The following is a 24,385-nucleotide window of genomic DNA, read 5'->3' on the forward strand; positions in this document are numbered from 1 at the left end:
CCTCCCGTGCCTGGTCCTGCGCGGCCGCGCCCTGGTCCGCCGGGCGCGGCCGTGCCGTGCCCGCGGCGCGAGGGCGCGCGGGCGGGCGCATCAGTCCTCGCCCAGCCCCGGCGTACCGGTCGCCACGCGGCCCGCGAGGCGTGCCAGGACGGCCGGCCCGAGCTGGGTGACGTCGCCGGCGCCCACCGTGAGCACGACGTCGCCCGGCCGGGCGAGGTCGGCGATCACGTGCGCGGCGTCGAGGCGGTCCGGCACCGCGTAGGCGGCGCCGTGGTCGGTCATGAGGTCGACGATCGTGTTGGGCGTGACCGTCGGGTCGAGCTCCTCGCGCGCCCCGTAGATGTCCGTGACCACCACCTCGTCGGCGGCGGACAGCTCCTGCGCGAACCGGTCGGCGAACGTCCTGGTGCGCGAGTACAGGTGCGGCTGGAACAGCACGAGCACGCGGCCGCCGTCGGCGATCTCGCGGGCGGCGGTCAGCACGGCCTTGATCTCCGTGGGGTGGTGGGCGTAGTCGTCGATGACGAGCACGCCGTCGGCCCGGCCCTTCTCCTCGAAGCGGCGGCCCGTGCCGATGAAGGCCTCGACCCCGGCGACCGCCTGCTCGGCGGGCACGCCGAGCAGCACCGACGCGATGACGGCGGCGGTCGCGTTGAGCACGTTGTGCTTGCCCGGGACCGACAGCCGCATGAGGATTCCGGGCACCGTGCCGGACACGCCGGCGCCGTCGGCCACCTGCTCGTTGGTGCCCAGCACGTCGCCGCGCAGCACCGCCGTGGTGCCCTCCGGCGTCGTGGAGATGTCGGTGACCCGCACGCGGGCGGTGTCGTTGGTGCCGTAGGTGATGACGTGGCCGCCGGTGGCGCAGATCGTGGCGCCCACGGACAGCGAGCCCTCGTCGTCGGCGCAGGCGATGAGCCAGCCCTCGGGCACCAGGCGGCGTGCGAACCGGATGAACGCGCCGTTGAACGCCTCCGGGGTGCCGTAGTGGTCCAGGTGGTCGGCCTCGACGTTGGTCACCACCGCGATGGTGGGCGTGTAGTTGAGGAACGAGCCGTCCGACTCGTCGGCCTCCGCCACGAGCACGTCGGACGAGCCCAGGTGGCCGCCCGGCGTCGAGCCGTTGGCGGTGCGCACCGTGCTGCCGATCGCGTACGACGGGTCGAGCCCCGCCTCGCGCAGGATGGTCGCGACCATGGCCGACGTCGTCGTCTTGCCGTGGGCGCCCGCGACCGCGACGCCGCGCGACCCCTCCATCAGCGCGGCAAGGGCCTGGGAGCGGTGCAGCACGTTGAGACGGCGGGTCCGGGCGGCGGACAGCTCCGGGTTGTCCTCGTGCACGGCGCTGGAGATCACCACGGTGTCCACGCCGCTCAGGTGGGCCGGGTCGTGCCCGACCCACACCTGGACGCCCTCGGCGCGCAGCGCGGCGAGCGTGTCCGACTCGGCGGCGTCGGAGCCCTGCACGGCCACGCCGCGCCCGGCGAGCAGCCGCGCGACGACGGACATGCCCGCCCCGCCGATGCCGATCATGTGGACGCGGCCGAGCTTCGCGACCTGATCCGTCATCTGATCCGTGACCGTGGTGCTCATGACCTGACCTCCGTGGTGTCGGTACCTGCTGACCGTACGGCTTGCTCGACGAGATCGACGACACGAGCCGCGCCGTCGCTGGTGCCGGCCGACCCCGCGGCCTTCGCCATGACACCGAGCCGCTCGCGGTCCGCGAGCAGCGTGGGAACGTTCTGGGCCACCCAGGCGGGCGTGACGTCGGCGTCGTCCACCAGGAGGCCGCCACCGGCCTCGACCAGCGGGGCGGCGTTCAGCCGCTGCTCGCCGTTGCCGATCGGCAGCGGCACGTAGACGGCGGGGATGCCGAGCGCGGCCAGCTCGGCGACGGAGCCGGCGCCGGAGCGGCAGACGACGAGGTCGGCCACGGCGTAGGCGTGCTCCATCTGCTCGAGGTACTCGCGCACCTGGTAGCGCGCGGGGTCGACGCCGGCGACCGTCTCGCGCACCTCGTCGGCCTTGCCCTTGCCCGTCAGGTGCAGCACCTGCGCGCCGGCCGCGAGGATCTGGGCGGCGGCGCCCGAGACGGCGCGGTTCAGGCTCAGGGCGCCGAGCGAGCCGCCCGTGACCACGAGGGTGGGCAGCGCGGGGTCCAGCCCGAGCTCGGCGGCGGCCCGGCCGCGCACGCCCGCCGCGTCGGCCTCCCGCTCCTGGACCAGGCCCGCGATGGCCTGCCGCAGCGGCAGGCCCGTGAGGATGCCGCCGCGCAGCGGCGTGCCGGCGAAGGTCAGGCCGACGCGCGAGGCCCACCGCGCGCCGAGGCGGTTGGCGAGGCCTGGCCGGGCGTTCTGCTCGTGGATCACGATGGGCACACCCTTGCGCTTGGCCGCGAGGTAGGCCGGGGTGGCGACGTACCCGCCGAACCCGATCACGGCCTGCGCGTCGATCTCGTCGATCGCGTCCTCCGCGGCGCGCACCGCGGCCGTCAGCCGGCCCGGCAGCCGCAGCAGCTCAGGGCTGGGGCGGCGCGGCAGCGGCACGCGCGGGATCGGGCGCAGCTCGTAGCCGCGCGACGGCACGAGGTCGGCCTCCAGGCCGGTGGTGGTGCCGAGCGCGAGCACGCGCGCGCCGGGCTCCCGGCGCCGCACCTCGTCGGCCACCGCGAGCAGGGGGTTCACGTGTCCCGCGGTGCCGCCTCCGGCGAGCACCACCGACACAACTGCTGAGCTCATCATCACCTTCTCGTCGTCGCCCGGGCCCGGGCGAATCGATCGCGACGCGGCCTGCCGTGCAGGATCTGGTCACAGATCAGGCCGCCGTGCACATTTCTACCGTCTCCGGACCGCGCCGCCCAGCACGGCCAGTGACTTGCGGACGACGCTACCGCGTGCAGCGAGGGCCTTGGCAGCCCCCGGTTCCGTCCGGGCGAAGGATATGACCATCCCGAGCGCGGCCATCGTGGTGATCAGCGCCGAACCGCCCGCGGACACCAGCGGCAGCGGCACGCCGATCACCGGCAGCACCCCGATGACCACGCCGATGTTCACGAACGCCTGGCCCACGATCCAGCAGCCGACGGCGGCCGTGGTCACCTTGACGAACGGGTCCTTGTGCCGCTGGATGACGCGGCTCATCGCCAGGCCCAGCACGGCGAACAGCGCGAGCACCAGCACCGTGCCGAACAGGCCGAGCTCCTCGCCGATCACGGCGAAGATGAAGTCGTTGTGCGCCTCGGGCAGGTAGTTCCACTTCTCGCGGCTGCCGCCAAGACCCACGCCCCACAGGCCGCCGGTGCCCAGGCCGAACAGGCCGTGCAGGGACTGGTAGCACTCCGAGGTCTCGTCGCACTCGGCGCCGTAGGTCGCGATGATGCGCTGGAGCCGGTCGCCCGACCCCTGCTGCAGGATGAACACGTACCCGACCACGAACGCCGCCAGCGCGCTGCCCAGCCCCATCAGGGACAGCGGCACGCCCGCGACCAGGAAGGCGCCGGCCACGAGCAGGCCCATCACCAGCGCCGTGCCGAGGTCGCCACCGGCGAGCACCAGACCCATGACGGCGACGGCGCCGGGCACCGCGGGCAGGATCGAGTGCGACCAGCTCCCGAGCAGCGCCTGCTTGCGGCCCAGCACCGTACCGAGCCAGACCGCGAGCGCGAGCTTGGCCAGCTCCGAGGGCTGGAACGAGAACGGGCCGAGCTCGAGCCAGTTCTGCTGGCCGTTGCGGATGGAGCCGAGGAAGATCACCGCGACGAGCAGACCGAGCGCCACCACGAGAGCGGGCAGCGCGAGCCGCTTGTACCAGCGGATCGGCAGGTGGGCGGCGACCAGCAGCACGGGCAGGCCCATCAGCGCGTACTGCGCCTGGACCAGAAACGCCGCATACGGCGACTGGCCCTCCGCGATGGAGGTCACCGTCGAGCTGGAGAGCACCATGATCAGGCCGATCACGGTCAGCAGACCGGTGGTGCCCACCAGGAGGTAGTAGCTGGTCACCGTCGAGTTCCACTGCCCGAGCCAGGGCCGGTCGGGTGCCTTCCGGTCGGGCGCCTTGCGGCTGGTGGTCGTCGTCGTGGCCATCCCCTGCCCCCTCCCCGCGCTCAGCGCGTGGTGGTGAGGTCACGCACCACGCGGACGAACTCCTCGCCGCGCTGGGCGTACGAGACGAACTGGTCCTGCGACGCGCCCGCCGGGGCCAGCAGCACGGTGTCGCCCGCCTGGGCGAGGTCGCGTGCGGCCGTCACCGCCCGACGCATCACGGTCTCAGTGTCACCGGGATCGATCACCACAACCGGGACCTTGGGCGCGTGTCGGGCCAGCGTGTCGGCGAGCGGCCCCGGGTCTGCCCCGATCACGACGGCGGCGCGCATCCGGTCCGCGCGCGAGGAGACGAGGTCGTCGAACGTGGCGCCCTTGGCCAGGCCGCCGGCGATCCACACGACCGTGCCGTGGGCGAAACCGGCCAGGGACGCGGCCGCGGAGTGCGCGTTCGTCGCCTTCGAGTCGTTCACGTAGGTGACGCCGCCGGCCTCCGCGACCCGCTGGATGCGGTGCTCGCTGGGCCCGAAGGACCGCAGCCCGTCGCGGACGGCGGACGCGGGCACGCCGTGCGCGCGGGCCAGCGCGGCGGCGGCCAGGGCGTCCGCGACGATGTGCGTGGGCACGACACCGTTGTGGTCGCCGAGCTGCTTGAGGTCGGCCAGCGTGCCGAGCTCCGCGGCGGTCTTGCGGCGGTCCGGGTCGTCGTGGTCGGCGTGGAAGGCGCGGTCCACGAGGACGTCGTCGACCAGCCCGAGGTCGCCCGGGCCGGGCGTGCCCACCGCGAAGCCGACGGCGCGGGCGCCCTCGACGACGTCGGCCTCGCGCACGAGGTCCTCGGTGGTCGGGTCCGCGACGTTGTAGACGCAGGCGACCTGGACGCGCTCGAAGATGCGGCCCTTGTCGCGGGTGTAGGCGGCGAGCGAGCCGTGCCAGTCGAGGTGGTCGGCGGACACGTTCAGCACGGCGCCGGCCTGGAGCGACATGGTGTGCGTGAAGTGGAGCTGGAAGCTGGACAGCTCCACGGCGAGCACGTCGAGCGCGGGGTCCATGGCCGCCTCCACCAGCGAACGGCCCACGTTCCCGACGGCGGCGGTGCGCAGGCCCGCGGCCCGCAGGATCGCCGCCAGCATCTCGACGGTGGTCGTCTTGCCGTTGGAGCCGGTGATCCCGAGCCACGCGGCCGGCTCGTCGGTGCCCAGGCGGTTCGCGCGCAGGCGCCACGCGAGCTCGGCCTCGCTCCACACGGGCACGCCCGCGGCGAGGGCCGCGGCGACGAGGGGGTGGTGCGGCGGGAAGCCCGGCGAGGCGACGAGCAGGTCGGCCCCGGCGAGGACGGCGGACGCGCCGTCGGCGTCGAGCGCGCCGTGGTCGGCGTCGTGCGCCTTGTCGTCCACGGTGACCAGGGACGCGACCCGGGGTTCGAGGACGCGCTGGAGCGACCGGCCGGTGACGCCGAGCCCGGCCAGGACGACGCGCGCCTCCGCGAGGGGGACGCGCGGCTCGACCGTGCCGTAGGTGTCCGTGCCGTTCGAGGCGCCGGGGGCCTCGGTCACGATGCCACCCACTCGGCGTAGAAGATACCCATGCCCAGTCCGGCGAGCAGGCCCGCGATGAGCCAGAACCGGATGACGATGGTCACCTCGCCCCACCCGGACAGCTCGAAGTGGTGCTGCAGCGGCGCCATCTTGAACACGCGCCGGCCGGTCATCTTGAAGAAGCTCACCTGGATCACGACGGACGAGACGATGAGCACGAACATGCCGCCCAGGAGCACGGCGAGCAGCTCGGTGCGGCTCAGGATCGACAGGCCGGCGAGGGCGCCGCCCAGGGCGAGCGAGCCGGTGTCGCCCATGAAGATCTTGGCGGGGTTGGCGTTCCACCACAGGAAGCCGACGCAGGCGCCCGTGACGGCGGCGGCGACGATCGCGAGGTCCTGCGGGTCGCGCACCTCGTAACAGCGTGGTCCGGCCGTGGCCAGGAACTGGCACGACTGGTTGAGCTGCCAGATGCCCACCAGCACGTAGGCGCCGAACGTGATGATCGAGACGCCGGTGGCCAGGCCGTCCAGGCCGTCGGTCAGGTTCACCGCGTTGGACCAGGCGGAGACCAGCAGGTTGGCCCAGATCACGAAGAGGATGAGGCCCACGGTCGCGCCGGCGAACGCCAGGTCGAACTCGGTGTCGCGCAGGAACGAGATCTTGGTCGACGCCGGGGTGCGCGAGTTCTCGTTGGGGAACTGCAGCGCAAGCACGGCGAACGAGATGCCGACGATGCCCTGGCCGATCAGCTTGGCGCGCGCCGTCAGGCCGAGCGACCGCTGCTTGCGGATCTTGGTGAAGTCGTCGAGGAAACCGACCAGCCCGAGGCCCGCCATGAGGTAGAGCGCCAGCAGCGCCGACACGCTCGGCAGCCGCCCCGAGACCAGCATCGAGGCCGCGACACCGATCAGGGTGGCCGCGATCATGACGACGCCGCCCATGGTGGGGGTGCCGCGCTTGGTGAAGTGCCCCGTGGGGCCGTCCTCGCGGACGAACTGGCCGTAGTTCTTGTGGACCAGGAACCGGATGAAGACCGGTGTGCCCAGCAGGGCCACGAGCAGCGCCACCGCGGCGCTGACCAGGATCGCGATCACTTGTTGTTGTCCTTAGCGGTCAGAGCCATCGACAGGTGGTCGCCGAGCTCCCAGAGTCCGGAGCCGAGCGAGGACTTCACGAGCACGACGTCGCCGGGCTCCAGCGACTCGTCCAGCAGGGTGCGGGCGGCGTCCAGGTCGGGCACGAAGATCGACTCCGACCCCCAGGACCCCTCCTGCATGGCGCCCTCATGGATGTGATAGGCGCCGTCGCCCACGACGACGAGCTGCTTGACGTTCAGCCGTACCACGAGGCGGCCGATCTCGTCGTGCGCGGCGCGCGCACCGTCACCAAGCTCTCGCATCTCGCCGAGCACCGCGACGGAGCGGCGGGTGCGCCCCGCCATGACCGCGAGGGTGCGCAGGGCGGCCTTCATCGAGTCGGGGTTCGCGTTGTACGCGTCGTCGATCACGGTGACGCCGTCCGGCCGCTCGGTGACGGCCATGCGGTGCGGGCTGCGGGCGGTGGCGGCCGAGAGCCGCTGCGCGACGTCGGCCACGGGCACGCCGAGGCGCAGGGCGACCGTGGCGGCCGCCAGCGCGTTGCTCACGTGGTGGGGGCCGACGAGCTGGAGGGCGACGTCGGCGCGCCGCTCGCTCGCGGCGCCGTCCTGCGCGACGCGGAGCGTGAAGCTCGCGCGGCCCGAGGCGTCGACCGTGATGTCCTCGGCGCGCACGTCGGCGGACGGGATGGTGCCGAAGGTCCGCAGGGTCGTGCCGGGAGCGGCCTGGCCGGCCATGGCGGCGACGCGCAGGTCGTCGGCGTTAAGCACCACGGTGCCGCCGTCGACCACGCCGGAGACCATCTCGGCCTTGGTCTTGGCGATGGCCTCGACGCTGCCGAAGTGGCCCACGTGGGCCACGCCCACGGCGAGCACGACGCCGACGTCGGGCGGCGCGATGCGCGTGAGGTAGGCGATGTTGCCGATGTGGTCGGCGCCCATCTCGGCCACCAGGAAGCGCGTGCGCCCGGTGACCCGCAGGACGGTGAGCGGCAGGCCGATCTCGTTGTTGAAGGAGCCCGTGGGGACGATGATCGCGTCGTCGCCCTCTCCCGCTTCCGGGGTCAGGAGCTGGCCCAGCAGGTCCTTGGTGGTGGTCTTGCCGACCGAGCCGGTCACGCCGACCACCCGGGGCGCCTCGCCGTCGGCGGCCGCCTCGCGGACCGTCGCCAGCACGTACCGGGCGAGCTCGCCCAGGGCCTCCTGCGGGTCGTCCACCACGACGGTCGGGAGGCCGTCGAGCTCGCGGCCCGCCAGCACCAGCGCGGCACCCGCCGCGACGGCGCGGGCCGCGAAGTCGTGCCCGTCCACCCGCTCCCCCGGCAGGGCCACGAACAGCGTGCCCGGCCCGGCCTCGCGCGAGTCGATGATCACCGCCCCCGTGACCGTGACGTCCGGGTCGGCATGCAGCCGCCCGCCGGTGGCTGCGGCGACCTGTGCCGCAGTCAGCTCGATCATGCCTGTGTCGTCCTCTCCTGCGTGGGTCCTGCTGGGGTTGCGCGTGCTGGGTACTGCTCTGCCTGCCGGGTCACGCGCCGCGGGCCGCCAGCGCGGCGCGCGCCTCGACCCGGTCGTCGAGCACGTGGTCCACGCCGGCGATCTCCTGGATCGTCTCGTGCCCGCGACCCGCCACCAGCACGGTGTCGTCCGGACCGGCCGCCAGGATCGCGGTGCGGATGGCATCCGCGCGCGGGGCGACCTCGTGGACCTCCACCGTACGCGAGCCGTCGTCGTCCACGGTCTCGACGGTGCCGCCCGGCGCGGCGACGCCGGTGCCGGCAAGCACCTCGACCCGCACCTTCGCGGGGTCCTCGTCGTGCGGGTCGTCGTCCGTGACATAGACGACGTCGGCGCCGCGCACGGCGGCCGCGCCCATGAAGGGGCGCTTGCCGGGGTCGCGGTCGCCCGTGGCGCCGAAGACGACGGCGAGCTTGCCCTCCGTCGTCGGGCGCAGGGCCGCGAGGGAGAGCTCCAGGGCCTCGGTGTTGTGCGCGAAGTCCACGACCACGCGCGGGGCCGTGGCCAGCACCTCCATGCGGCCGGGCACGGTGGCGCTCAGGCCGTCGAAGGCGGCCAGCGCGTCGGTGACGTCGCGGATGTCCGAGCCGCCCTCCAGCACCATCGCGACGGCGAGGGCCGCGTTGGCCACGTTGTAGCCGCCCGGCAGCGAGGTGGAGGTGCGCAGCGTGCGCCCGTCACGGTGCGTCAGCGTGAATGCGGACCCGGTGCCGGACGGCGCGACGTCGGTCACGACCCAGTCGGCGGCCTTGCCCGGCAGCGTGGTCAGGGTGGCGACGGGGATCTGCGCGGCCTCGGCCATCCGCTCGCCCCAGGCGTCGTCGACGGTGACGACGCCTCGGCGGGCGCGGGCGGGCGTGAACAGGTCGGCCTTGGTGGCGAAATAGGACTCGAAGTCGCCGTGGAAGTCCAGGTGGTCCTGCGTCAGGTTGGTGAACCCGGCGACGCCGAAGACGATGCCGTCCACGCGGTGCTGCGCCAGCGCGTGGGAGGAGACCTCCATGGCGAGGGTGCGCACGTGGTCCTCGCGCATCGCGGCGAGCAGCGCCTGCAGGTCGGCGGCCTCGGGCGTCGTCAGCGTGCTGGCGATCACGCGGTCGCCGGAGCGGGTCTCGACGGTGCCGATCAGGCCGCCCGTCCAGCCCAGGGCCCGCAGCAGGTGGTCGAGCTGGTAGGTCGTGGTGGTCTTGCCGTTGGTGCCGGTGACGCCGAACGTCATCAGGTCCTCGGCGGGATTGCCCAGCACCCAGGCGGCGACCTGGCCGAGGATGCCGCGGGGGTCGTCGGCGACGAGCACCGGTGTGGTGCCGCCGGCCCCGATCAGCTCGGCCCCGCGCGCGTCCGTGAGGATCGCGGTGGCCCCGCGCCCGACGGCGTCCGCGGCGAACTGCGCACCGTGCGCCCGGGCGCCGGGCAGGGCCACGAACAGGTCCCCCGGCTGCGCGACCCGGTTGTCCGAGGCGACGCAGGTGACCGCGGCGTCAGCGGGCTGACCTGGGGCGATGGTGAGACCGAACGCGACGGCGAGGTCCGAGACCTGACGCGCTGTCGTGGCGGCCGGTCGGATCCGGTCGATCGGGGATGTCACGGAGAAGAACCTACCGTCTCTGGGGACGGGGTCTCGTCCTGGGTGTGGGCCTTGGGTGGTGGTTGTGGGGTGGTCCGGGTGGCGGCGTGAAGTACGCGCCGGCACCAAGCTGGACACGTGTGCGATCGACACACGACGACTTCGATGGACCGACTCTTCACACGTAGTCGCGGGCGGCGTCGCCAAGAGGTCCGCTGCCCGCGGTCGAAGGTGCTATCAGCCAACCGAGATGCGGAAAGAACAGATATCCATGGAATGAGCGCCGAAGTCCGATAATTGGATGCAACAGCCCGCAATAGATCGGCAAAATGAACACTTTGCACCGGGCGCCGCGCCAGGCTCAACCCGCCGAGATAAGTTCGACATCCACTGTGGCTCCCACACGGGCCAGAATGTCGATCCATTCCTGGCCCATCATAAATGAACCGTCGCTTGCGTTACCGTCGGACAGTTCTTGAACCACCGAGAGCTTAACACGACAGCCTTGTTCGGCGAGCCCTTGCAAACCTTCCAACATTGGATCGACCCTGGAACGCAACCTCGACAAGAGGGCGTACGCGAAATCGTCAGTCGAACGCGCAGACTCTCGAAACACGCACGCATGTTCCCTCGCAGGCCGCCGGCTTCGACTCGACGGCAACACTTCGCCGCGCCAGATTGACTCATCTGCCGGTTGGCCGAGGAGACTAATCATCGCCGTCGGATCAATCTGATCGCTTGCCAGTACAAGTTCAACTCGATTTGCAGACATCTCAGTCACAATCAGGAGTGTAGTAGCCACCGTCACGATCCGTGTAGGTGAATATTGCCTCACCCTGACCGCCCTTGCGCATTAGATAAAGATAGCCCGAATTCTTGTCGACGTATACGTCGAAATGAGCGACCGGTGCTCCGCGCCCCAAGATCTCCTCCTTGAAGGCATGCACGTCTCCGACGGCTTCCTTAAGCTTGCCGTCTTTCATCTTCTTCAAAGCTGACATATCGGGTACCGGCGCCTCGCCCGCGTTATGCACCAATACGTCGGCGGTGCCAACATGGTAGGTGTGGAGGTCCGCGATCGTCAGGTTGTAGGCGGTGAGGTCCGTTTGACTGACCGCGATGCCGGTCACGGTCACGGTCGAGCCCTCCGTCGTAGTGACGGCGTCGCCGGCATTCAGATCGATCGCGTGAACCCATTCGCGTTCTGACGGCACCCAAAATGGATGCTCGTCAGTTGCGTCGACGTGGCTGCCGTCGGACAGCTCGACATCGACCATCGTGTGCAGTCCACCGTGACGGATCAGGTCGACTACCTTGCGAGGCCCTTGCTCACCGGACTCGGGGTCAGTCGCAATGACCTCGTCACCAAGCTCGACGTCCTCGATTGATTTGCGACTGCCGTCGGCCATGAGCACGAGGGTCCCGGCATCGAAGCTGTTACGTCGGCATGCCGCGCCCACCCCCTCAAGGGCATCGTCAGCTCCTCTGCTCGCGGCGTTAGCGGCTTCTGCTGCGCCCTGTGCGTCACCCTTCTTCGTTGCGGTGACGATCGCTTCGACTGCTTCCGACGCTGGGCCCTTGACGAGCTTTCCAGCCTTGCCGAATGGGATGAACCCGACTGCAAACCAGAGGCATCCGGACATGTCGCCCTTGATGCAGTTCACTGGGTCTTCTAGGACCATGTAGTAGCCGAACTGCGCGTAGCTGTTCAGATTCTTCTGACTGAACAGGTTCGCGTTGTCCTTGATCTCCTGCTCAAGGTGGAGCTGGCCCGCGAGCTCTTCAGGAGTCATCCCCGCGTAGAAATCGGCAACCCGAGCAGCCTTCACTGCAACGCCCAAGTCGTGACCGTCGTGATCGAAGTACCAGTCCTCGCTACCGAACTTCGTGCCGTCACATGCGGCATACCGACAACTGGGCCCACCCAGCAGGCCGGACGAGCTCGACGCAGACGCAACGGTTCCGCTGTTCTGAACCATGTTGGAGACCGGCAGCGCCTCCCACCACAGCCCCGTCGGGTCGGAGTAGGTGATCGGGTTGCTGTTGGCGTAAGCGTAAGCATTCCACTGCTGCGGATCGGTCAGGTCCATCACAGGATCAACGGTGAGGAACCGGCCAGTGGTCTCGTCGTACCAGCGCGCCCCAACCAGCGTCAGACCGATGGCTTCGTCGCGGACCTTGCCCAGGAACTCGTGGTCACCCGGTGCCGAGACTCCACCGCGCTGCTCACCGAACGGCAGCGTGTAGTGCTTGTCCACGCTCGTGGTGGTCCAGTTGGTGTTGTGCACCGACGCCAGCGGCGTGCCGTGCGGGTCGTTGATCAGCGACGTCACACCGCCGAGCCCGTTGACAGTGCGCATGGCGACCGTCTGCCCGCCGAAGCTGTAGTAGCGCGCTCCCGTGACCGTGCCGTTGGCGGCCTTGGTGATCTCCTGACCACCGAGGTACACCGTGATCGAGCCGTCCGGCGCGGTCCGCACGATGCGGTCCCCGTCAGCGGTGTACAGGTTGCGGCCGGCGGCAGTCGTCATCGTGCCCGTGCCACGGTCCGGTCCCGTCCCCGAGGACTGGTCGCCGTCGGTGTCGTCGTCCCCGGAGCCCGGGTCCGGTTCCGCGTAGGTGGTGGTTGCAAGGCTCGTCGAGGCCAGCTCGGTCTCGTGGTCCCAGGACAGCGACAACTGGGTGGTCAGGTAGTCGCTGTCCTGGGTCTGGGTCAGCGTCCGGCCGGCGTTGTCGTATGTGAACGTCGACGCTGTGGACCCGCTGGGCCCATCCGTCGTGATCGACGTGACCGCGTGCGGTCCGGCGAACTCGCCCGCGTCAGTAGCGTTGCCGTTTCCGTTGAGGTCCCGGCTGCCCGCGTAGGAGTAGTCCATCGAGGTGATCTGCCCACCGTCGATGTCGCCGGCCAGGCCGCGAGTGCGGTAGAACTCGTCGGTTCGGTTGCCGATCGCGTCGTACAAGAATGACGCCCAGTAGGGAGCGGCCCCGCCCAGCGCGGCGATCGACTTCGCCAGTCCGCAGTTGCCGGAAGCCGGGGTCCACGCCTCGGTCAGACGGCGCATGGAGTCGTACTGGTAGCACTGCCGGTCTGCGGCGCGGCCCGTAGCTGTGGGCCGGTCCTTGACCGAGAGCACGTTCCCGGCGTCGTCGTACGCGTAGGTGAGATCGAGCTCGGTACCACCGATCCGTTCCCGATCCAGCTTCACGCGCTGCAGCCGGCTGGTACCCGTCTCGTACCCGTACGACACCACCGTGCCGTAGGTGTTGCCGAGGTCGAGGTACGCCAGTCTGCCGAAGACGTCGGTGCGGCTGGACGCAACATACGTGCCCCACCCGAAACCGCCGCCCATCCACTCGGCGACGCTCGTTTCGTCGTCGTAGTGGGTGGTCACGGTCTCCTTGCGCAGACCGCCCGCCGCCGGGTACGTGGTCGACGCGAGCTGGCCGTCTGCGGTGTAGGTGGCTTTCTGCTCGTAGGTGCCTGCCAGTCCGGCCATCTTGGTGGTGCTCGGGATGACAGTCACCGTGCTGGTCGGCCGGTACGCCTTGTCGAAACCGGTCAGCGCAGTGACGAACTCCCCGCCACCGTCAGCCGATGTCGCGACGCGCGTGGAACTGGTGACCTGTCCCTTCGCGCTTGGCGGGTTCGTACCCGCGTAAGGCGTCAGGACGTCGTAGGTCCACTTGGCGCGGACCGCGCCAGTGGTCGAGTCCTGCCGGACGGCCGTGCGGCGTCCGAGCTTGTCGTAGGTGTACAAGAGCTTCTGGCCCGCGCCGTTGCTTACCGACGTGGTCTGGCCTGCGGCGTCGTACTCGGTGACCGTCTTGCCGGCATCCGGGTCGACGGCCTCGATCTGCCGACCGAGCTTGTCGTAGGTGTAGGTCCAAGTGTTGTCCTCGGTGTCCAGCACCGAGGACAACCGCCCGGCCTTGTCGTAGCGGTACCGGGTCGTCTGCTCGTCCAGGTCCAGCACGCCAGCCAGCGTGCGGACCGCCACATGCTCGACGGGGTCGCGCAGGAACTGGCTCAGCGCCACGGTCCGGCCCCGGGCGTCGACCACGGACTGGGTCGGGGTCGCGCCGTCCGGAGGGATGACCGTGGTCGTGGCACCGTCGTAGTACGTGGTGGTGCGCCACTGCTCGTAGGTCGGGTTCGTGATCGTCCCGGTGAACAGGGCCTCGGTCCGGACCCGCCCCAGGCCGTCGTACGTGTAGACCGTGGTGGCATCCGGCTGCACGGCCGCGCCCACGAGGGTCGTGCTCGGGTTGCCGGTCGCGAACCAGCCGGAGGTGACGAACGAGACCCGCCCGTTGGCGTCGTACTCCGTGTCCGTGACGATCCGACCATGGGTGGCCTCGTCGTCCCCGTCCAGCGACTCCGTCTGCGTCTGGACCGGACGAAGCAGACCGTCATACAGGGCGACCGACGTGTGATAACTGGCGCCGTCCGCTGCGAGCGTCTTGGTGGTCACCGTGTTCACGCCGTTGCGTGAGGTCGAGTACGCGTAGGTGACGTTCGCCGACTTGCCCTCGCGGTCCGGGTACGTCACGGAGAGCAGACGGCCGGCGGCGTCGTAGGTCGCCGTCGTCGGGCGAGTGTTCGGGTCGCTCACCGTGGTCGGGACGCCGAGCAGCGGGTGCAGCGTTGTGGTGGAGACGTGCTCGGTCAGGGTGACGCCGTCACCGTCGCCGTCGCCCGTACCGTCCGGGTCCGGACTCGTGGTGGTCACCTGGGTGAGCACCCCGTTGGCCTCGATGTACCCCGTCTTGGACACGCGCCCCAGCGGGTCCGTCGAACTCGTCGTCCGGCCACGGGTGTCATAGGTGGTACCCACCACCGGGGACGCCGCGCTGAGCGCGCCGTCCTTGTCGTTCGTCTTCACGCTCGTGGGTAGGCCCCTGGTGGGCACCGTGTTGTAGGCGAGCCCGTCGTAGCTGATCTGCGACACGCCGACCAGGTCGGCCGGCTTGGACGCCGTCGTCGCGCAGCTCACGCTGAGGGTCTCGGTCTCCTTCGGCACCACCAGGTGGTTGCCGTTGGTCAGATAGCTGGTGCTGGTGCACAGGTCGTCCGATGTCGTGTTGTCCTCGGCGGACTCGGAGAACGCCCCGTAGTCGTCAACCTCGGTGACCTGACCATTCTCGTTGTAGTCCGTGTCAGTTCGCGTCACGTACTCAAGGGACCCGTCGGCCAGGTACGTGGCGTTGTACGTGTCCACCCGAAGGGTGCGCGATGCAACGAGCAGGTCGTCCGTCCCGGCACTCCCGGTACTCGCCGTCTGCTTGGCCTCGGGAATCGTGATGGTCTTGGAGACCTCGGCAGAGCCGTTGAGCACCGTGTTGACGACCGGCATCCCGGCGAACCGCTCGTGATCAGTGACGTCACGGGTGGTGATCGAGTCCACGGGCAGGTTGATCACCGCGCCTGTGCCCTGCAGATACTGGGTCCGGGACTTCGCCGCGATCGAGCCCGTCCCCGTCGTCGTGGTGACGGTCTTGTACCCGCGGTTGACCGAGAACGTCCGGTCCTTCTTGGGCGTCAGGGGGTCGTCGATCCGCGCCCACTTAATCCCGTCGCTGTAGGTGTAGGAAGTGACGACAGGCAGGTCGAGCCCGCTCTCCCCCGGCGACTGGGTCACCTTGGACACCATGTAGGAGTGGAAGTACTCACTCCGGGGTTTGGGCATGCCCCACGGATGCCACACCACGGGGAAGCACCGCGACGCGTTCGCCGACTGGTTCGCGATCGGGATATAGCCCTGCGCGACGGCGGGATGTGTGCCGGCCGTGCACTCGATCGGGGTGTACTCGATCGAGATCTTCGCACCGGTCTCGGTGGTGATCTCCGCGACCCGGGCACGGTTCATGGCAGGCAGACCGTCAGCGACGGTGTCCGCGACACGACCCGGGAGCTGATCCCCGGCCGTGAACCTGATGGGGTCGAAGACGACGTCGTCCGTCGTCGCGCTGCTGGGACCGTTCGCGGTGCGCTTGATCGCGTCCAGCCAGAGGATCCGGCCCGTGCCGTCGCCCGGGTCACGCCACTTCTGGGTCAGTGCGACCGTGTCCTTGGCCGTCAGCGTGCCACCGACATTGACCTTCGTCACCACGGTCGTTAGCCGCATGGTCGAGAAGAAGGCCGGGCTCCGGACGTCCGGGCAGCTGGTCGTCGACGAGCACAACAGGTCCACGGGCGTGTCGTGCCAGCGCACCGCACCCGCCGTCGTGCCGCGATCGGTGATCTCGCAGTCCGTCGCCGCAACCAGGCAGCGCTCGGCGACCGCGAAGTCGACCAGGTTCGCTGAGCCTGCGCCGCCCGCGTCGACCGGCTCGGACCCGGCGCGCGTGCCGTAGCTGATCCAGTCCAGCGTGCCACCGCGCGTGTAGGCGCGTGTCGCGCCCGTGTTGTTGTTCGAGCCGTACCGGTTGGTCTCGCTCGCGTACCGGTAGGTCATCGTGTTGTCCGACGTGTCGCGGACGTAGTCGAGGTTGAACCGCCAGCCCATCTGCCGACCCGAGTCCTTGAACGCGGTCTCGTAGCCGGGCTCGCTCGGGTGGTTGGAGTACACCGGCACGGTCCATCGGGAGTTCTGGGCCAGCGTGTCGCCGGAGTACCGCTCGTCCTTGCCGAAGAAGTAGGTGGTGCCGTCGGTCGTGGTGACCTTCCAGTACTCTCCGGCCCAGCCTGCGTCGGACTTGGCGGCCTGACCCGTCGGCCGTCCGTACTGCTGCACGAGCGTGCCGTCGTCGGACTCGGGACGCCACTCGATGGCGTCGGTCGTCCCGGCGTCGTCGTCCTTCACCAGTGCCGAGGACGTCCCGTTGAACACCAGGAACGCGTTGTCGCTGTCCCAGCACAGGTCGCCGGTCTTACGGGAGGAGTTGTTCGGCGACTGTCCGCCGACCTCGTCGCGGTCCTCGGAGCACGGCACGTACCGGCGCTCCACGAACCCGCTTGTCATGTCCCACCCGTCCCCGACCCACGAGGACTGGTTGTTCGTGCTGGACACCCGCCCGTCCAGGGCCGCGCTCGAGTACCCGATCGCGAGCTCTGGCGAGGGGCCAGCGGCTGGGGACGGGACCTGGATCGGGTACGACCAACCCAAAGAACCCGTGCCGCCGCTCACCGACCACGAGGAGGCCGAGGACAGCGGAGTAGCACCCCAGTCGCCGGCTCCCGAGCTGGTACCGGCCGTGACGGCGAACGTGTCCCCACCACCAGCCGCGAGCGTGCTCGCCTGCGTCTCGACGGCAGCGCCCTTCATCGAGTCGGCGGACTTCTCCGCGGTGACTCCGGCAGCGGCCGAGGTCCCGGCAGCGGCCAGGTCAAGCGTCGCGGTGACGGTGCCTTGCTCGACGTCGTTCGTCGACTCGACCGGCGTGGGCGAGCACTCCTCCAGGTCCGGCGTCGTGGCGTGACACTCCGGGATGCGGACGATGCCGAGGCGGCCGGACCAGTCGGCGCCCGCAAGGTCGGTGAACTCGTCGTAGTCCACCTGGACATCCACCTGCCGCACTCCGCTGGCCGGCGGGGCCTCTGCCGAGGCGTCGGTGACGTCGAGGAGCACACCGGAGATCCCGGCGCCGACGGCCGTGGCCTGGTCAGCGACCTCGACGTGCACCTCTGAGGCGGCCTCCGGCGTGCCCGCAGCGGGTGCGGGGGCCCCGATCTTCAGGTCGAGTCCGCCCAGCGCGCCCTCCGGGACCGCGGTCAGTGTCTCGGGCACGGGGAGGGTTGCCTCGGCGGCCTCCGGCGTCTCCTGCACGGGGACGAGTGCCGGGTCCGCGGTGGGCTCCGGCGGAGTTGCCACGGGTACGGGTGTCGGCGTGGCGGCGTCCGGGGCGGCGTCGTCCGCGGCCTGCTTGGCCGGGTCGAGGTTCTTCGTACGTGCCGCCAGGTCGGCGCCCTCGGCGTCCGCCGAGGCAGCCGGGGGCTCGTACTCGACGGTGAGCTTGGCGTCGTGCCGGTACCGCTTCCATCCCTGCGTCATGTCGGTCTCGTTGAGGGCCGCGAGGCCCAGGCTGAGCGTGCCGGTGTCGGTCGAGGCCAGGTTCTTCACCCCGGCTGTCGCGTCGAGGTCGACCCACCCGGCGTTGTCACACGCCTCCTTGTGCGCGACCGTCACACGGGACAGCTCCGTACCGAAGGGGGCGATGCCCCAGGTGTCCCAGGTGGACGCCGCGTCGATCGGCCTCGTGCTGAAGAGCCGCACGGTCCGCGCGGTGCAGTCCCAGCTGTGCTCGCCGAAGACGCTGAACGTGGCCGACGTAATCGCGTCGGGTTCGAGCAGACCGAGGTGGTCGAGGCCGGTGAACTGCCAGCCCAGGCGGAACTTGATGGTCTGAAGGCATTCAGGGACCCTGGCGACGTCGCACAGCCCCAGGCCCTGGTTCCCCTCGAACATGTACCCGCTTGCCTCGTCGGGCGTGCCCTCGTGCACCATGAGCCACTCGTTGCCGGCGGACGTCACGGTCGGGTCGATCAGTGCGGGGAAGACCGTGTCCGGGTCCGAGAGCAGAAAGTCCCGGTCCGGCCGGATCCGCACACCGACTGTCGAGGACTCGGTGGCGCCTGCCGCGCCGAACCCACCTTCCATGTCCAGGGGATCACCACCGACGGAAAGCCCGCTCGTGAGGTCCACGCCCGGCGCGGTGCTGCCCGACGGGTCGAATCCAGGGACGGCACCCGGCGTCGTCTCGGTCGCGGCGTCGGTGGTGTAACGCGCCCTGGCCGGGACGAGATCCACCGGCATCGGCAGCTCCTGGTCGCCGAGGAGCGGAGCCGTCGCCCGGGCCTTGGGGTCGGCGGCGTCCTCGCCGCTGACCTGATCCCAATGGCTGGCGCGGGTGGGGCCGAGCGCGTCCTTGGTCGTCGGAGTGCCGCTGGCGCTGAACAGCCCGGACGTGCCAGCATCCGCCGGGGCGTCCCCGGAGGCCGCGGAGTCCCACATCTTCGGCTGCGGCGCGCGGAAGATCGGCTGCCCGAAGGCGTCAACGACGTCGAACCCGCCGGCGGCACTCTGTGTGACCGTCAAACCGGCCGAGGTGGTGACCGGAAAGGTGAGCTCCTCCAGCCCCAGCTTCTGGTCGGCACGCTTGGCCGCGGCGCGGTCGGCCAGGCGCAGCGCGGTCGAGATGCCCGTTCCGTCCGGGTTGATCGTGACGACGAGGTCCGCGCCCTCACCCGCAACTGCCGGGTAGGTCACCGACTCGCCGTCGACCACGGGATCCGTCAGGTCGAACGGGCTGTCGTAGGTCAGGGTGTGCCCGTCACGGTTGATCGTCGCCAGCGGTACGCCGGCGGTCCCGTCCGAGAGCGTGATCGGATACACCGGTGCCGAGACCGACAGCGTCCCGTCGCCCGGCGTCGGGTCGGTGATCCGGTTCGAGACCGGACCCCATGCGCCGTTGACCGCGGTACGCGTCGCGGTGGCGGTGACCTCCTGGGTCACGGTGCCGTTCTCGGTTGCGGTGAACGTCGACCACGGCGATCGAGCAGAGGCGATCTCGACGTCCTGCCCACAGGACTGCGCCAGATCGAGCGCGGTGTCCTGATCCGGTGCCGTTGCCGTTGCCGTCGCTGCGAGAGCCTGGCACTCGACCGTGGCGATCGGGCCGACGGCGAGCGCCGGCTGGCCCACGAGGGCAAGTGCAAGGCCACTCGCGACGGCGATCACGCCTGCGCGTCGCGCTCCGGTACGCCATGCGGATCGCATCGTCCGCACCGTGCGGTGGGTCGCTGCGGCAACACCGCCACCCACTCGTCCACCCAACCCGGTCACTCGTGTTCCCATCTGGTTCGTCAGTCGCCGCTTGCCGTCACCCGTAGCTCGCGCGGTCACTGGCCCGACTCCTCGATCGACTTGTCGCCCACCGTCGGGTCAAGGGCCGGAAGCCCCGTCACGAAGTCGGTGCTGTCAGCGCCCTGGCAGAGCCGCCGAACCTTGTTCTCGGCGATAACCGTTCCTTCGAACACACGCACGTTGTCGATCTCACCGTCGAAGAAGTCGGCGGATGCGCTGTTCCACTTGCCGCGTCCGATGACGGTCGCGCCCGTCGCGCGCCACATCGACGTGATGGTTGCCGTGGAGTCGCTCCGGATCGGGTTCGCGGGTGCGGGGTTGTCCGGCGTTCCGATCGGACAGACCCACAGGGACGCCTTGCCGGTGTCCTTGTTCCACGAGCCCGTCAGGTGCACCCATTCACCCGGGGTGTAGGTGACGGCGGAGGACTGCGTGGCGCGCACGATCCCCGAGTTGAGGGCGTCCGTCTGATACAGGTTGAACGACCAGCAACCGCCGTCGGTCCTGCACGATCCCCACCACATCAGGGCGAACGGCGACTGAACGGTTCCGTTCTGCGAGACCGCGATGTCGTTGCCCGCGAGGTCCGCGTCCTGCGGAAGCCGCACATGAGCCGACACGACGAAGCTCTTTGTCGTGTCGAGGCCCGCCCCGACAGTCGCAGCCCGGTCGTCCACACCGTCCAGCGAGAGCGCCTTGTCTCCGGCTCGAGACCCGAAGAGCTCGTGCGGGCCGGCCACCCACGCCGGCGCGGTGCCCAGACCGTCGTCCTTGAGCGCCAAGGGTTCCTTCACCGTGACCCAGGACCCGTCCGCCACGCTGGTGCCGGTGCCTTCGTCCATCCGCCAGATGTGTGACTCCTGGGGGGCAGCAATGTCGATGAAGAACGCCGACATGTCAGAGATGTTGCCGGCCCGGTCGACGGATCGGACGTACACCGTGGCTGGCCCCGGTTTGGTCGGCGTGAACGACACCACCGCCGTTCCGGCCGATGAGGTCGCGACCGACTTGGGCGTCGCGGTGTCCGTGAAGCCGTACTTGAACCGGACCACGTCCTTGGATCCCGCCCAGCCGAACCGGAACTTGCCCGTCAGCCCGATGCCGCCGGCCTCGATGTTCTCGTTGGTGTAGACCGCCTCCACACCTTCGCCGCTCGTCACGGCGTAGATGTTGGGCTTCTCGGGCTTGGTGATGTCCACGGTGAACTCGCACCACTTCGACCAGCCGCCCTCGCGGCCGGTCGAGTCCTTGGCCAGGACGTGCCACTTGTAGACGACGTTGGAGAACAGCTCGTTCTCCGGCACCTGGATCTTGTGCGTGCGCGCCGAGGCCAGGTAGGAGGGCATATAGGCGCCCCAGACCTGGACGCCGCTGTCGACCCGGAAGATCTGGAACCGCGCCTTGGTCGCGTTGCCGTCCGGGTCCCGGATGAACGCGGACAGCCGCGGCATGGTCGTGCGCAGCACGGGACGGTCCGTACCCGTCTTGCACGAGTAGTCCTCCTTGCTGTGCCACGTCGTCAGGCTCGACGGGATACCGGGGGCTCGGTTGTAGGTGACGGACAGCGTCGCGCGTGGGCTGGTGCTGCCGTTACCGTCGTTCCGACCGATGTATCGCTTCCAGCCGACCATCGTGGACTCGTTCGCCGACCGCACACCCAGTGTGAGCGACGACCAGTTCGACGACGCGACCTTCTTCGCACCCGCCGTGACGTCGAACCCGACCGATCGCACCATCCCCGCGCATCCCGTGCGGTGCGTCACCAGCTCCCCGGCAAGGCGCGTCGACCAGGACCCGCGGTTGTTCCACGTCGTCGCGCTGCTGACTGCGTTCGAGCCGGTCTGGTACACCCAGACACCGGTCTTGTCGCAGTTGTACGAGAAGGTGGCGTTGATGTTGAAGACCGCCTTCGTCACGTCCGCAGACGCGAGGCTCCCCACTCCGCCCAGCCCGCCGAACTCGTAGAGGATCCGGTGGGTACTGGTCAGGCCGCACTGATAGCCGGCATACGGGTCGGGTGCCAGGCAACGACCGACACCTGCGTCACCGTCGAACTGGTACGAGGAGGCGCTGTCCGGCCAGGCACTCCGCACCGCGGTGACCTCGGACAGCGTTCCCGAGACGGCCAGCGCCGCGAACATCGGGAAGGCCGTTGACTCGTCCTCTGCAGCGGCTGCGATCGCGGCGCCGACAGCGCCCTCTGCTGTCTCCTCGCCGCCGCCGGTGGACACCTCGACCACCGCGCCGGGGGTCAACGGACCCGTGACCGGGTCCGTCTGGTCGACCGTGGTCGAGGCGGAGGGAGCGGCGGTCTCCGAGATTGCCGCCCGCCCTGCGGTCGCGGCGGCGGGCTCCTCCGCGGGAACCTCGGAGGTCCAGACCAGGGGACGGGACGACCGGAACACCTCGGGGTCCTCACCGTCGGCATCCACCTCAGCCGCGTGCGGATCGGTGACGGTGAAGGCACCGTGCTCGCGCGCGATTTCCAGACCGGTGCCCGAGGCGTCCTTGGCGCTCACGTCGAATCCGAGGTCGGCATCGAGCTCAGCGACGTGCGGATTCCGTGCCGCCGCCTCGTCCGCGAAGCGCAGCACCTGGCTGAACCCCGACCCGTCGGTGTTCACCGCGACGACCAGGTCGACTCCGGAGGGCTCGCCGCCGGTAGACATGACGTCCGGGTACACGATCCGGTCGCCCTCGACGACCGGGTCGGTCAGCTCGAACGGCGCCTCGACGTCGACCACCTGGCCGTCCGCCGAGGTCATCCGCGCGAGGACGTCCGGCTCCGAGGTGGCCTCGTCGCCACCCGCGGAGAAGCTCATGTCCACCGCGGGAGCGGCTGGGCTCAGGCGCCCGGACTCGTCCTCGGCCACCGCGGTCTCGATCGGCTCGAACACCCCGTCGCCATCGGCGTCGGACGCGTCCGCGCTGCTCCCGATCTCCAGCCGCACCTGGCCCGACGGCTGCCCGAACGACGACTGCCAGGGGGTCTTCTCGTCGAGCGCCTCGACCTCGTGCCCGCAGCGGGCGGCCGTCGCCAGCGCTTCCGTCAGCGTCAGTTCCTCGACCGGGCACTCCTGGACGGGCTCCTCCCCCATCGCCGCCAGCACGCCGTCGACGGCTCCGGTCGTCACGAGGGCGGAGGCACCTGTCGCCAGGACCACCAGCGCCGTCACCGCGGCCACCGCACTACCCGCGCGCGTCCGGATACCCCGTGCCGCACGTCCCCACACCGTCGCCGCCGATCGACGCAACCCACCCAGGTCCGGAATATCCACAGAGAGGAGGGTATGGGCGAGAATCACCACCCCTTGACCAAATAGCGGGTGATCTTTCCGGTTACGTGACGTGGTTCGCCCCGTGACCGGGTTCGACACGACCTACCGAGCGGATCGGTGGCACCGAGCTCGACATCAGGCACTACGGCCCCACCCGCCGCCGCACGCATCCGGCCCGACGCCGACCATTCCTCGAGGCCACGACGCCGAGGGCGATCTGAGGGTGTCCCGTGCGCGCGTCGCACGAGATGTCCCCGCCGGACGAGGTCAGAGTTCGAAGTGGACGATGAGCTCGTCCGTCAGCAGCACCTGGTACGGCAGCTCGCGCAGTGTCGAGCCGTCCACATCGACGCCCCGCATCCGGGCCGCTTCTGCGAGGTCCTCCCACGGATGGACACCAGGATTGTGGCGGTCGTCCCCCTGCACCAGATCCAGAATCTCTGCGATCAGATCGTCCGCCGTGCGCTTCCACGAGACGTCCTCGCGGGCTCCGGACCGGACATCGGTGAAGCCACGGTCCATGTCGAGACGGATCAAGGACTCGTCGGACAAGCGCACGTACTGCGTGATACTGACGCTGACGCTCGGCCCTACGTTAGCCGTTGTCACCGTCTCATCGATACCGCAGATAGCAAGCGTCCCGATCACACGAAGGCCGGCCAGGTCGAACGGCAGACGCTGAGCGGGTTCAGCATCCCCCGGCTTTCCATGGATCGGAGCGTAGTGAAACCGCTCGTTCTCGCCGGTCATGCCGGAGTACACATGAGATCGCGCTCGACCGAGTACTGATAGCCGAACGGGTCAACCTTGCCACTCAGGTCCACGTCCACGCGACCGCGCCACCCGACCGTGGCCGTGCTCGCGCACGCCTTGTGCGGCGTCGCCCAGCGCCCGGTGCCGCTTCCAGGAGCGAACGTGCCCTCAGCGGTATTCTGGGTAATCCAGGCGCAACCGATACTGCCGCACCCGTAAGCCTGCAGATCGACCGTGACTCTGGCTTTCGATGGGCAGGTGCCGGAAAGACGCACCCAGTAGCCGTGAACGGAGGCCTCGCGGTTCGTGACGTGGGGATAGTCCCCCCTACCGGTGTATTCACACTTCCCAGCCCAGACATCCGGAGCCATCACCGGAGACGTGAGGTCCGCGCCGCTAGCCGAACCTGTGACTGTCTGCTTGTCGGCACCGGGGGCTGGAGCGTAATGGAACCCCGGAGAATTCACGATGGTGTCGTAGAGCTCTGAGTCCATCGAGATACCTGCCGCCACCTGATCGGAAAAAATGGCAACTGGTTCGTTCGGCTCGGCCCCGAACGACGGTTCGGATGCGCTTGCCGGCACCGCGCCTGACATGACCATCAGGACCGCCGCCAGGGACGCGACGCCCATGCCACCCAGTTCTCCCCAAATCCTCATCGTCCACCAGCCCTCAATTTTTGCGAAATGTCTTCATGACCATGAATGCAACCGCATGATAACCCGATCCTTCGCGTAGTGAGGTATTCTCGCCTCATTCCTTGATGGGCCGCTGAACATG

General features: G+C 69.7%; 12 protein-coding genes. All 12 read right to left on the minus strand.

Features of this window, described 5'->3' with window-relative positions; all coding sequences use genetic code 11:
- Window positions 1–90: 90 nt before the first annotated feature.
- On the minus strand, window positions 91–1,593 hold the full coding sequence (murC, locus tag ACFV9Q_RS27270; RefSeq protein ID WP_377237035.1) for a UDP-N-acetylmuramate--L-alanine ligase: 1,503 nt from the start codon (window positions 1,591–1,593) through the stop codon (window positions 91–93).
- Window positions 1,590–2,744, minus strand: coding sequence for an undecaprenyldiphospho-muramoylpentapeptide beta-N-acetylglucosaminyltransferase (gene murG / locus ACFV9Q_RS27275; protein ID WP_377237036.1), 1,155 nt, complete (start codon window positions 2,742–2,744; stop codon window positions 1,590–1,592). Before murG ends, murC begins: the two co-directional genes overlap by 4 nt.
- A gap of 93 nt (window positions 2,745–2,837) precedes the next feature.
- A complete protein-coding gene (gene ftsW, locus ACFV9Q_RS27280; protein ID WP_377231466.1) occupies window positions 2,838–4,088 on the minus strand; it encodes a putative lipid II flippase FtsW in 1,251 nt (416 codons plus the stop codon).
- Between the two features lie 20 nt (window positions 4,089–4,108).
- Window positions 4,109–5,602 (minus strand): UDP-N-acetylmuramoyl-L-alanine--D-glutamate ligase, encoded by a 1,494-nt coding sequence (gene murD, locus ACFV9Q_RS27285; RefSeq protein ID WP_377237037.1) that lies wholly within the window; start codon window positions 5,600–5,602, stop codon window positions 4,109–4,111.
- The gene (gene mraY / locus ACFV9Q_RS27290) at window positions 5,599–6,681 is read right to left on the minus strand and encodes a phospho-N-acetylmuramoyl-pentapeptide-transferase (protein WP_377237038.1); all 1,083 of its coding nucleotides are present in this window, start codon (window positions 6,679–6,681) and stop codon (window positions 5,599–5,601) included. Before mraY ends, murD begins: the two co-directional genes overlap by 4 nt.
- Window positions 6,678–8,141 (minus strand): UDP-N-acetylmuramoyl-tripeptide--D-alanyl-D-alanine ligase, encoded by a 1,464-nt coding sequence (murF, locus tag ACFV9Q_RS27295; RefSeq protein WP_377237039.1) that lies wholly within the window; start codon window positions 8,139–8,141, stop codon window positions 6,678–6,680. The genes mraY and murF overlap by 4 nt, the downstream gene beginning before the upstream one ends.
- A 70-nt stretch (window positions 8,142–8,211) precedes the next feature.
- Window positions 8,212–9,789 (minus strand): UDP-N-acetylmuramoyl-L-alanyl-D-glutamate--2,6-diaminopimelate ligase, encoded by a 1,578-nt coding sequence (locus ACFV9Q_RS27300; protein ID WP_377237040.1) that lies wholly within the window; start codon window positions 9,787–9,789, stop codon window positions 8,212–8,214.
- Between the two features lie 340 nt (window positions 9,790–10,129).
- On the minus strand, window positions 10,130–10,540 hold the full coding sequence (locus ACFV9Q_RS27305) for a DUF4279 domain-containing protein (RefSeq protein WP_377237056.1): 411 nt from the start codon (window positions 10,538–10,540) through the stop codon (window positions 10,130–10,132).
- 1 nt (window position 10,541) lies between these two features.
- Window positions 10,542–19,487 carry a polymorphic toxin-type HINT domain-containing protein gene (locus ACFV9Q_RS27310; protein ID WP_377237041.1) on the minus strand — a complete coding sequence of 2,982 codons (8,946 nt, stop codon included), beginning with the start codon at window positions 19,485–19,487 and terminating at the stop codon, window positions 10,542–10,544.
- A 122-nt stretch (window positions 19,488–19,609) separates the two neighbouring features.
- Window positions 19,610–22,759 (minus strand): hypothetical protein, encoded by a 3,150-nt coding sequence (locus ACFV9Q_RS27315; RefSeq protein ID WP_377237042.1) that lies wholly within the window; start codon window positions 22,757–22,759, stop codon window positions 19,610–19,612.
- Between the two features lie 360 nt (window positions 22,760–23,119).
- On the minus strand, window positions 23,120–23,602 hold the full coding sequence (locus ACFV9Q_RS27320; RefSeq protein WP_377237043.1) for a hypothetical protein: 483 nt from the start codon (window positions 23,600–23,602) through the stop codon (window positions 23,120–23,122).
- Window positions 23,599–24,237: a hypothetical protein gene (locus ACFV9Q_RS27325; protein WP_377237044.1), complete on the minus strand. Its 639-nt coding sequence runs from the start codon at window positions 24,235–24,237 to the stop codon at window positions 23,599–23,601. The genes ACFV9Q_RS27320 and ACFV9Q_RS27325 overlap by 4 nt, the downstream gene beginning before the upstream one ends.
- Between the last annotated feature and the right edge of the window lie 148 nt (window positions 24,238–24,385).

The organism is Promicromonospora sp. NPDC059942 (genome assembly GCF_042731755.1).
Classification (GTDB): domain Bacteria; phylum Actinomycetota; class Actinomycetes; order Actinomycetales; family Cellulomonadaceae; genus Promicromonospora.

Coding starts and splice junctions, on each gene's coding strand:
- murC (WP_377237035.1), bottom strand. CDS start 1,593: ATGAGCACCACGGTCACGGATCAGATGACGGATCAGGTCGCGAAGCTC.
- murF (WP_377237039.1), bottom strand. CDS start 8,141: ATGATCGAGCTGACTGCGGCACAGGTCGCCGCAGCCACCGGCGGGCGG.
- ACFV9Q_RS27320 (WP_377237043.1), bottom strand. CDS start 23,602: ATGACCGGCGAGAACGAGCGGTTTCACTACGCTCCGATCCATGGAAAG.
- murG (WP_377237036.1), bottom strand. CDS start 2,744: ATGATGAGCTCAGCAGTTGTGTCGGTGGTGCTCGCCGGAGGCGGCACC.
- ACFV9Q_RS27310 (WP_377237041.1), bottom strand. CDS start 19,487: ATGCGATCCGCATGGCGTACCGGAGCGCGACGCGCAGGCGTGATCGCC.
- ACFV9Q_RS27305 (WP_377237056.1), bottom strand. CDS start 10,540: ATGTCTGCAAATCGAGTTGAACTTGTACTGGCAAGCGATCAGATTGAT.
- ACFV9Q_RS27325 (WP_377237044.1), bottom strand. CDS start 24,237: ATGGGCGTCGCGTCCCTGGCGGCGGTCCTGATGGTCATGTCAGGCGCG.
- ftsW (WP_377231466.1), bottom strand. CDS start 4,088: ATGGCCACGACGACGACCACCAGCCGCAAGGCGCCCGACCGGAAGGCA.